The sequence below is a fragment of the Actinomyces polynesiensis genome, assembly GCF_000820725.1.
In the GTDB taxonomy this organism is placed as follows: Bacteria; Actinomycetota; Actinomycetes; order Actinomycetales; family Actinomycetaceae; genus Pauljensenia; species Pauljensenia polynesiensis.
In genome coordinates this window covers 1-9,691 of the sequence record NZ_CCXH01000178.1, presented here as the reverse complement: position 1 = coordinate 9,691, position 9,691 = coordinate 1, and the positions used below count along the sequence as shown (strand labels likewise).

Below are 9,691 nucleotides of genomic sequence, written 5' to 3'. Positions count from 1 at the left end.
CTTCCCCTCACCGATGGCCGACGGCGGCTACGACATCTCCGACTACACCGGCGTCGACCCCCGCTACGGGACGATGGAGGACTTCCGCACCCTCGTCATCGAGGCCCACTCGCGGGGAATCCGCATCGTGGTGGACATGGTCCTCAACCACACCTCCGACCAGCACCCGTGGTTCCAGGCCTCGCGCCGCGACCCCTCGGGCCCCTACGGCGACTTCTACGTGTGGAGGGACCGTCCCTCGGAGTACCTGGACGCGCGGGTGATCTTCGTCGACACCGAGGACTCGAACTGGTCCTGGGACCCGGTGCGCCGGCAGTTCTTCTGGCACCGCTTCTTCAGCCACCAGCCCGACCTCAACTTCGAGAACCCGGCGGTGCGCGAGGCGATGCGCGACGTCGTGCGCTTCTGGTGCGCGACCGGTGTGGACGGGTTCCGCCTCGACGCGATCCCCTACCTCTTCGAGGAGGAGGGGACCATCTGCGAGAACCTCGAGCCCACCCACCGCTACGTGGCGAGCCTGCGGGCCATGGTCGACCGGGAGTTCCCCGGAACGGTGATGATCGCCGAGGCCAACCAGCCCCCGCACGAGGTGGTCGCCTACTTCGGCACCGACGACGCCCCCGAGTGCCACATCTGCTTCCACTTCCCGATCATGCCCCGCATCTTCGCGGCCCTGCGCGAGGAGTCGAGCCACGGCCTGCGCGAGGTCCTCGCCGCGACCCCGCCCCTGCCCAAGGGCGGGCAGTGGGGGACGTTCCTGCGCAACCACGACGAGCTCACGCTCGAGATGGTCTCGGAGGAGGAGCGCCAGCGGATGTACCACTGGTACGCCCCCGAACCACGCATGCGGGCCAACATCGGCATCCGGCGCCGGCTCATGCCCCTGCTGCGCGGGTCCCGCCGTGAGGTCGAGCTGGCCGTGGCCCTGCTCCTGTCCCTGCCGGGCTCGCCCTTCCTCTACTACGGCGACGAGATCGGCATGGGCGACGACATCGACCTGCCCGACCGCAACGGCGTGCGCACCCCCATGCAGTGGGACGACTCCCCGGGGGCGGGGTTCTCGAGCGCGGACCCGGGGGACTTCTACCTGCCACTCGTCTCGACCCCGTTCTACGACCAGCGAGCCGTCAACGTCGCCGAGCACCGCACGAGGGCGACCTCCATGCTCAACTGGACGCGTTCCATGCTGGCCACCAGGCATGCCCACCCCGCCTTCGGCATCGGCTCGATGACCCTGCTGTCCACCTCGGACGACGCGGTGCTCGCCTTCCTCAGACGGGACGAGGCCGAGACGATCCTCTGCGTCAACAACCTGTCGACCACGCCCCGCTCCGCCAGCGTCCACCTGCCCGGCATGTCCGGGTGGCGCCTCTCCGACACGGGGTCCGGGAACCCGTTCCCCGACGTCGGCGAGGGCGAGTCCGTCGACATCACCCTGGCGAGGCACGGCTTCTACTGGCTGACCGTCGCCCTGCCGAAGGAGGAATCATGAGCGCGTCCTGGCCCCCCGACGTCGACCTTCTCGAGGTCATCGAACCCTGGCTGCGCACCAGGCGCTGGTTCCCCGGTGACGACTCCTCGGAGTTGGAGATCCTGGAGAACGTCGACCTCTCCCCCGACTCGGCCCCTGCCGGGTGGGACGGGTCCGAGGCCCTGGACCCCGTGTGGATCTCGCTGGTGCGCGTGGACGGGGACACCCTCCAGGTGCCCCTCGTCCTCACGGAGGCACGCCCCGTGGGTGCCGCGGGGGTCATCGACAGGGTCGCCGGCGCCTGGCTGGTCGACGGCCCCCAGCACCCGGCGTTCCTGCGGGCGTGGGCGCGCCGCGGCGTGGTCGACCTCGGGGACACGACCACGCTCGTCGACGGCATGGTCGAGCAGTCCGGACGCTGCCACCTCCTGACCGGGGAGCAGTCGAACTCCTCGGTCCTGCTGCCCGGACCCACACCGCGCGGCGTGCTCAAGGTCTTCCGGGTGGTCTCCCCCGGCACGCACCCCGACCTCGAGGTGCCCCTCGCACTGGCACGGGCCGGATGGGGCAACGTGCCCGCGCCCCTGGCACATCTCGAGGTTCGGGTGCCCCCGGACCCGGCGGGTGAGGAGGCCGCGGGCGGTCCGGCCGTCTCGGGGATCCTCGCGGCGCTCGTCGAGGACGCCCACGACGGGTTCGAGCTCTTCGTCGACCTCGCTGCCGCGCACGAGGACGCCACCGGCCACGCCCGCGAACTCGGCTCGGTGACCGCACGCATGCACGACCACCTCGCGGAGATCTTCGGACGCGGTGAGCCGGGATCGGGGAACGCGCTCTGCGAGCGGGTCGTGGGCAACCTCCGGGCCGCCGCCGCCGAGGTGACCGAGCTCGACGACGGGCTCGTCGAACGCCTGTGCCGCACGGTCGAGGGCGTCGCCGACCTGGGCGCGCTGCCCCCGCCGATCCGCATCCACGGCGACTACCACCTCGGCCAGACCCTCCTGGGGGCCGGGGGGTGGTACGTCCTCGACTTCGAGGGTGAGCCCCTGCGGCCCCTGGAGGAGAGACGTCGCCGGGACCTCGCCCTGCGCGACGTGGCGGGGATGCTGCGCTCCTTCGACTACGCCCGCGCCCAGGCGGGACGCGAGTCCTCCCTCGTGCCACGCCACTTCAACGTGGCCACCACCGCCGAGTTCCCGACGGTCCCCCCCGACGCCCCGGCCCCCGGGCAGGACGGCGCGGGTCCGGGACGCGACTGGTGCCGCTCCGTGCAGGCGGCGTTCCTCGAGGGGTACACCGACGGCCACGGCCTCGGAGAGGTCAACGACCTCCTCGTCCACGCCCTGATGGTCGAGAAGGCCGCCTACGAGCTCGTCTACGAGCACCGGCTGCGCCCCTCCTGGGTCGCGATCCCCCTCGGGGCGCTGAGGGAGCTCGCGGGCGAGGAGGGCTGAGGCCGGGCGCCCATGGCGTGTTCCCGGGGTGCGCACCCAACGCCCGGAAGGCGCTCGCCGTCGCCCTCCACGTGGGAGGATTGGGACATGGAACCCACGCCAGTCCCCGTCGACCCCGACATCCTCGACGCAGTTGCCCAGGGCAGCCACTACCTGCCCCACTCGGTGCTCGGTGCACACCTCGGGCAGGGCTCGGTGACCATCCGCACGGTCCACCACCTGGCCGACGCGGTCGACATCCTCACCGCGCACGGGACCTACCCCGCCACGCACGAGAGGAACGGCGTGTGGGTGGCGGTACTGCCCCTGGACCAGATCCCCGACTACCGGGTCCAGGTCACCTACGGCGACCAGAAGACCGTCGTCGACGACCCCTACCGCTTCCTCCCGACCCTCGGGGAGATGGACACGTACCTGATCTCCGAGGGGCGCCACGAGGAGCTGTGGGAGGTGCTCGGTGCCCACCTCAAGCACTACAGCGGTGAGATGGGAGAGGTGGAGGGTGTCGCCTTCGCCGTGTGGGCCCCCAACGCGCGCGCCGTGCGGGTGGTGGGCGACTTCAACTTCTGGGACGGCACGGGTTCCGCCATGCGTTCCCTGGGGGTCTCGGGCGTGTGGGAGATCTTCATCCCGGGGGTCGGGGTCGGTGCCCGGTACAAGTACGAGATCCAGGGTCCCGGCGGCAACTGGTTCCAGAAGGCCGACCCGTTGGCCCGTGCCACCGAGATCCCCCCCGCCACCGCCTCGGTGGTCACCGACCGCTTCCACGAGTGGGCGGACGGGGCGTGGATGGACGCGCGCCCCGCGAAGGTGCCCCACCGCGGACCGGTGTCCGCCTACGAGGTGCACATCGGCTCCTGGAGGCAGGGGCTGGGTTACCGCGGCCTCGCCGACGAGCTGATCCCGTACCTGCAGGAGACCGGGTTCACCCACGTGGAGTTCATGCCGGTGGCCGAGCACCCCTTCGGGGGCTCCTGGGGCTACCAGGTGACCTCCTACTACGCACCCACCGCCCGCTACGGCACCCCCGACGACTTCCGCTACCTGGTGGACCGCCTCCACCAGGCTGGCATCGGGGTCATCCTGGACTGGGTCCCCGCGCACTTCCCCAAGGACGACTGGGCCCTGGCACGCTTCGACGGCACCCCCCTGTACGAGGACCCCGACCCGCTGCGCGGTGAGCACCCCGACTGGGGCACCTACGTCTTCAACTTCGGTCGCCGTGAGGTCCGCAACTTCCTCGTCGCCAACGCCCTGTACTGGCTCGAGGAGTTCCACGTCGACGGTCTGCGCGTGGACGCGGTGGCCTCGATGCTCTACCTCGACTACTCCCGCAAGGACGGGCAGTGGCGCCCCAACCAGTACGGGGGCCGCGAGCACCTCGAGGCCATCCAGTTCCTCCAGGAGGCCAATGCCACCGCCTACCGCCGCGACCCGGGCATCGTCATGATCGCCGAGGAGTCGACGGCATGGCCCGGCGTCACGGCCCCGACCTCGGGGGGCGGCCTCGGCTTCGGCATGAAGTGGAACATGGGGTGGATGAACGACACCCTGCGCTACATGCGCGAGGACCCGGTCAACCGGCGCTGGCACCACGGGGAGCTGACGTTCTCACTGGTCTACGCATTCTCGGAGAACTTCGTCCTGCCCCTCTCCCACGACGAGGTCGTGCACGGGAAGGGCTCCCTCTACGCCAAGATGCCCGGCGACGACTGGCAGAAGCTGGCCGGACTGCGCGACCTCTACGCCTACCAGTGGTCGCACCCCGGCAAGCAGCTGCTCTTCATGGGCCAGGAGTTCGGCCAGCAGCAGGAGTGGAACGAGACCTACTCCCTGGACTGGTGGCTCCTGGACCAGGAGGGCCATGCCGGGGTCCAGAAGCTCGTCGCACGGCTCAACGAGATCTACCGTTCCGAGCCCGCCCTCTGGGACGACGACTACACGGGCTTCGAGTGGATCGACGCCTCCGACGGGGACCACAACGTCATCTCGTTCCTGCGCAAGGGTCCCGATGCGGAGGGCGGGCAGAGGCTCCTCGTGTGCGTGTCGAACTTTGCGGGCAACCCGCACGAGGGCTACCGGGTCGGCCTGCCCTTCGGGGGGACCTGGGAGGAGGTCCTCAACACCGATGACGAGGAGTTCGGGGGCTCCGGGGTCACCAATGTCGGGCCCGTCGTCGCCGAGGACCAGCCGTGGAACGGGAGGCCCGCCTCCGTCGAACTGAGGATCCCCCCGCTCGGGGCCGTCTGGTTGGCCCCCCGGAGGGACTGAGTCCGCGCCCGGTGGGTCCGGGTCGGCGGTCGGGCCGTCCCGCCCATCTGCCCGACCCGGGTGTCCCAGGGCGTCCGGGGGCGCCCTCGTCCCCGTCGTCGGCGCGACGAGGGCGTCCCCCACTCCCGTCGCGACGCCCCGGGTGGGGCGCACCCGTGGGACGCCGGGGTCGGGGCGGCTGGGCTCAGACCATCAGCAGGGTGGAGAGGCGCCGCCGTGCGTCCTTGACGTCCTCCGTGTTCCCGGCCACCCGGAAGAGGTCCAGCAGTCGCACCCGGGCGGCGTCCCGGGCGTCCGCGTCGGGAGCGTCAGCGATGATCCCCAGGAGCAGGTCGAAGGCGCCGCGGCGGTCCCCCGCCTCGAAGAGGGCGTCGGCACGGGAGGCCGGGTCCTGGCTGCCCGACTCCCCGGCCACCCGGTGGGCGACACGGACGCGCGCGAGCTCTGACCTGGCGACCTCGTCGCGCGGGTTGAGGTCCACGACCTTCTCCCAGGCGCTGATGGCACCCTCCAAGTCACCCGCCTGTTCTGCGGCCAGGGCCGGCAGGTGTTCGGGCGGCGTGGGGGCCTTCGTCTCCTCCGGCGCCACCTGGACTCGGCCGGTCACGCCCATCTGGGAGGCCACCTTGAGGAGTTCCTCGATGACGGGGGCCACCTGCTCCTTGACGGGGCTGCCCTGGAAGAGCGGCACCGGTCGGCCGCCCACCAGTGCGACCACGGCGGGCAGCGACTGCGCCTGGAAGGCCTGGGCGATCGCGGGGCTGGCGTCCGCGTCGATCTCGGCGAGCTGGAAGCGCCCCGCGTTGTCGCGGGCGACCTCCTCCATCACGGACAACGCGCCCTTGGAGGCGAGGGAGTGGGAGGACCACAGCACCACGACGACGGGCACGGTGCGCGAGTTCGCCATCACGGACTCGAAGGTCGCCTCCGTCACCTCCGTGATGAGGGGGACGTCGAGCCCGGCGGTGACGGGGCCGGTGCCAGCGGGACCACCCTGCTGGACCTGGTGCTGGGGTGCCCCGTGCCCGACCGCAGCGAGGTCGACCGCACCGTGGGCGTCGACGTGGGCCATCGCCCCGTCGGGGGCCGCCTGCGACTCCCCCGGTGCGGACCCCGTCGCCTGGGTCTGGTCCCGGGTCCCGGTTGGATCAGTCAATTCGTCATTCTCCTTCAGGTTTCGCCGAGTCGTCCCTGCTGGTCGACTCGATCGCACGTTCGACGCCCACGAGGCTCGCCTTGTCGGGTGAACCCTGCGTGGGGATCCGGAAGAGCGCGGTGACGAGGTAGGTGACCGTGACCGTGCCGATCACCGAGTCGTCGCCCTCGTTGACGGCGGCGGCCTTGCCCCCGAGTTTCATGGTGGAACGGGCGACCGTGCGGTGGTAGGTGTGGGTGTAGGTGAACGCGCCTGCGACCAGGGCGGACCCGTCGGCGAGGGCGACACCGGAGACCGGGAAGTCACCGGTGGAGGCCTTCGCCTTCACGGTGCCCGCGGCCTTGACCGAGTCGTTGAGGCTCTTGGCGTCGTCGAGGTAGATCGAGGCGAACTCGTCCGCCGTGAACGTGTCGTCCCCGGCGGTGCCCGAGTTGAGCATGTCGACGTAGCCCGAGAGGGCCTCCTCGGGGGTCACGGTGAACCCCGCGGCGTCGGGGCCGAGGTAGGCGGCGCCCTGGTCGATGGACAACGTGGTCAGGGAGGTGCCCCCCAGGAGGCGTGACCAGTTCTGGAGGCGGTACTGGTCCCGGGCGGCGTCCTGGGTGATGACGAAGACGTAGGGCAGCCCGCCGTCGCTCGCCTGGGAGATGTCGACGATCGCCCGCGGCCACGAGGAGTCGTTGGTGACCGTCAGTGACTGGGCGGTGAAGTCGAGGGTCGGGACCGCGGACCCGTCGGCCTCCGCGAGGGCGTACTGGGCCCTGCGCAGGCGCAGGGCGGGGTCGGTCACCCGGTCGGTGAGCAGGTCCGCGTCCTTCTTCGCGTCCGCGGCCTCCATGGTCGAGCTGATGGCGCTGAGGACCGAGTCGATGCGGTCCGTGTCGAGGTTGGGGGAACCGCTCTGGGCACCGGACTGGGTGCCCGACTGCGACCCGGACTCGGCGATGAGGTCCCCCTGCGCGCAGCCGACGAGCGGGAGGCCCAGGCCGAGGGCCATCAGAGCGGCGATCTCACGAGTCCGTCTCATCGTCGTCCTCCTTCTTCCCGTGGGTCCATCCGGCGACCAGTGAGGTCCATGATCCCCGGGCTCCTCCGTCCTGCCCACCACCCGGAGCCGAGGGGTCCGCGTCCCGGTCCTCCGGTCCCCCTCCGGGTGGGGTCTCCCGGACCCGTCCCCGACGACGGGGATGAGCCCCGTGTCGAACTCCCGTCCGTCGATGACGACCCGGTGCTGACCCTTCTCGCGTGCCTCCCGCAGTGCTCGCCTGGTCGGGAAGGCCATGCCCTCCCTGATGCCGGAGACGTCGATGATACCGGAGTCACCCTCCCGGCTCCCGTCGGGGCCGAGGTCGACGGGCGCGCCCGCATCGCCGTGGCGCCCGATCACCGGCTTCCTGACGACCTCGGCATCCGCAGGGGCCCCGGACCCGGGAGCGCCCGCGTGGTCCTCCGCGGCCGAGTGGTCCCCGGTGGTCCCACGGTCCCCGGTGTCCGCCCGTGCCCCGGTGTCCCCGGGCGCGCCGTCGTCCTCCCCGTCCCCGTGCTCCTCGGCCATCTCACGCACCTGGTCGAGCGGGATCACCTGGGTCTCGGTGGCGTCCGCCCCTGCCCGCTCGGCCAGACGGCGGGCACGGCGCCTGCGGTGGCGCAGCGTCCGCAGCTCCGAGGCGAAGAAGAGGGCAGCGAAGACGGCCAGCACGGCGGCGAGCGCGAAGGACACCACCGCGGCGGCGTTGGTCTGGTGCACGGACCAGGTGAGGGTGATCTGGGGGGCGTCCGCAGTGCCGTCGACGGCGGCGAGGACGGACTGGCCCGCCTGCACGCCGGTGAGGGTGAGGGACGTCGTCCCCTTCCCGGTCGCCTGCTGCAGCCACATGTCGTTCCCGGCGGGCGTCGCACCCGACTGCGCGCCGTCCCCGGACTGGGCGTCGTCGCCCGACTCGGCCCCGTCCCCGGACTGTGTCCCCTCACCCGACTGGGCGTCCCCACCCGGTTGCGCCGACCCGCCGGTGCCCGGGTGGTCCACCGTGAGCAGGGACGTCATCCCCGAGGCGATGCCGATGACCTCCGTGTAGGGCGAGTCGCCGATCCACCCGAGGACGTCTCCCGTCGTGCCGTAGACCAGGGACACCTCCTCGTCGTCCGGGGCCGTGACGGTGACCGTCACGTCCTGGGCGAGCAGGGGGAGCACCTTGTCACGGGTCATGACATAGGGTCGGTCGGGGGTGCTCGTGGCGACCACCTGCCCCGCCGGCTTCCACACGGTCAGCGAGAGCACACCGAACACGGCGGCCACCAGCGCCAACACTGCGGCGACCAATGCCGCCGCGAACTGCCTCACGCGTGCCACGTCTGACATCCCTCCGACTCGGTGACCATTCCCATCCTCCCCACGATACGGGCAATTCGGCGGCCCGCGCACACATCACGTCCCACCCGTCGCCCCTCGGCCCTCATGAGGGCCTCAGCCGTCTCCTCCAACAGGAGTCGTGCCAGTGACGGCGGGCCCGGGGCCCCTCCGCGACTCCGAACGCCGCCTCCTGGGGCCACACGACCACGTTCGCCGACCCCACGGTGACCGGGTGCCGGCACCCCGGGCAGGTGTACTCCTTGGTCGAGGAGCGCAGGTACTGGACGTGGAACACCGTGCCGTCCGGCCCGACCTCGCTCCTGGGCAGCGAGTGGAGCCTGTCGGGGTCGAGGTCCTGGTGCGGCTCGCCCCAGGGCCGCTTGCGGGAGCGCCTCGAGCGCGGCATCAGTCCACGGACTCCCCGCCACGCCACACGGCCACCGGCCGCAGGTCGGCGTCGACGGCCACCACATCGGCCCGGCACCCCGGGGCGAGACGTCCGATCCCGTCGTCGCCGATGATGCGGGCACCCTGCTTGCTCGCCATGTGCACGGCGTCGACGAGGGGGATTCCCGCCCTCGTCACGGCCACGCGCACGCAGTCCAGGAGGTGGGAGGTGCCGCCCGCGATCGAGTCGCCCTCGGTCAGCCGCGCGACCCCGTCATGCACCGTGACGGCCTGCGGGCCGAGCTGGTACTGCCCGTCCGCCATGCCCGCCGCCGCCATCGCGTCGGTGATGAGCACGCACTGGTCGCGCCCCACCGTCTCGTACACGTCACGCACGACCGACGGGTCCAGGTGCACCCCGTCGCAGATCATCTCCACGATCGCCCCGCTCCTCGCCGCCGCCGAGAGGAACTCCGCGATGGGGCCGGTGGGCGCGCGGTGGTGGAGGGGTCGGCATCCCGTTGAAGAGGTGGGTGACCGTCGCGCGGTCGCACCGTGCGCCCGGCGTCGCGGCGATCTCCTCGCGGAGTACTCCAGGGCGG

The 9,691-nt window shown here is 71.7% G+C and carries 6 protein-coding genes and 1 pseudogene; 3 read left to right on the top strand and 4 right to left on the bottom strand.

The window, feature by feature from the left end:
- From treS to glgB, 3 genes are all read left to right on the top strand, one after another.
- A partial coding sequence (gene treS, locus TA90_RS07610; RefSeq protein WP_043535537.1) for a maltose alpha-D-glucosyltransferase occupies positions 1 to 1,492 on the top strand: 1,492 nt, incomplete at its 5' end.
- Positions 1,489 to 2,925 carry a phosphotransferase gene (locus tag TA90_RS07605; RefSeq protein ID WP_043535526.1) on the top strand — a complete coding sequence of 479 codons (1,437 nt, stop codon included), beginning with the start codon at positions 1,489 to 1,491 and terminating at the stop codon, positions 2,923 to 2,925. The genes treS and TA90_RS07605, both read left to right, overlap by 4 nt.
- Before the next feature lie 87 nt (positions 2,926 to 3,012).
- The gene (gene glgB, locus TA90_RS07600; protein ID WP_043535525.1) at positions 3,013 to 5,196 is read left to right on the top strand and encodes a 1,4-alpha-glucan branching protein GlgB; all 2,184 of its coding nucleotides are present in this window, start codon (positions 3,013 to 3,015) and stop codon (positions 5,194 to 5,196) included.
- Positions 5,197 to 5,380: 184 nt separating this feature from the next.
- Here glgB and TA90_RS07595 read toward each other — a convergent pair whose 3' ends face one another.
- The 4 genes and pseudogenes from TA90_RS07595 to TA90_RS07580 form a co-directional block, all read right to left on the bottom strand.
- The gene (locus TA90_RS07595; RefSeq protein ID WP_043535536.1) at positions 5,381 to 6,268 is read right to left on the bottom strand and encodes a tetratricopeptide repeat protein; all 888 of its coding nucleotides are present in this window, start codon (positions 6,266 to 6,268) and stop codon (positions 5,381 to 5,383) included.
- Between the two features lie 88 nt (positions 6,269 to 6,356).
- Positions 6,357 to 8,702 carry a hypothetical protein gene (locus tag TA90_RS15550; RefSeq protein WP_231550699.1) on the bottom strand — a complete coding sequence of 782 codons (2,346 nt, stop codon included), beginning with the start codon at positions 8,700 to 8,702 and terminating at the stop codon, positions 6,357 to 6,359.
- Positions 8,703 to 8,805: 103 nt separating this feature from the next.
- Positions 8,806 to 9,108 carry a hypothetical protein gene (locus TA90_RS07585; protein ID WP_187120110.1) on the bottom strand — a complete coding sequence of 101 codons (303 nt, stop codon included), beginning with the start codon at positions 9,106 to 9,108 and terminating at the stop codon, positions 8,806 to 8,808.
- Positions 9,108 to 9,691: pseudogene (locus tag TA90_RS07580) on the bottom strand (amidohydrolase family protein); the annotation flags it as partial. The pseudogene TA90_RS07580 and the gene TA90_RS07585, both read right to left, overlap by 1 nt.

Bases quoted from the DNA above. Each gene is read 5' to 3' on its own strand.
- TA90_RS07585 (WP_187120110.1), bottom strand. From the start codon at position 9,108: ATGCCGCGCTCGAGGCGCTCCCGCAAGCGGCCCTGGGGCGAGCCGCAC.
- TA90_RS07605 (WP_043535526.1), top strand. From the start codon at position 1,489: ATGAGCGCGTCCTGGCCCCCCGACGTCGACCTTCTCGAGGTCATCGAA.
- TA90_RS07595 (WP_043535536.1), bottom strand. From the start codon at position 6,268: ATGGCCCACGTCGACGCCCACGGTGCGGTCGACCTCGCTGCGGTCGGG.
- glgB (WP_043535525.1), top strand. From the start codon at position 3,013: ATGGAACCCACGCCAGTCCCCGTCGACCCCGACATCCTCGACGCAGTT.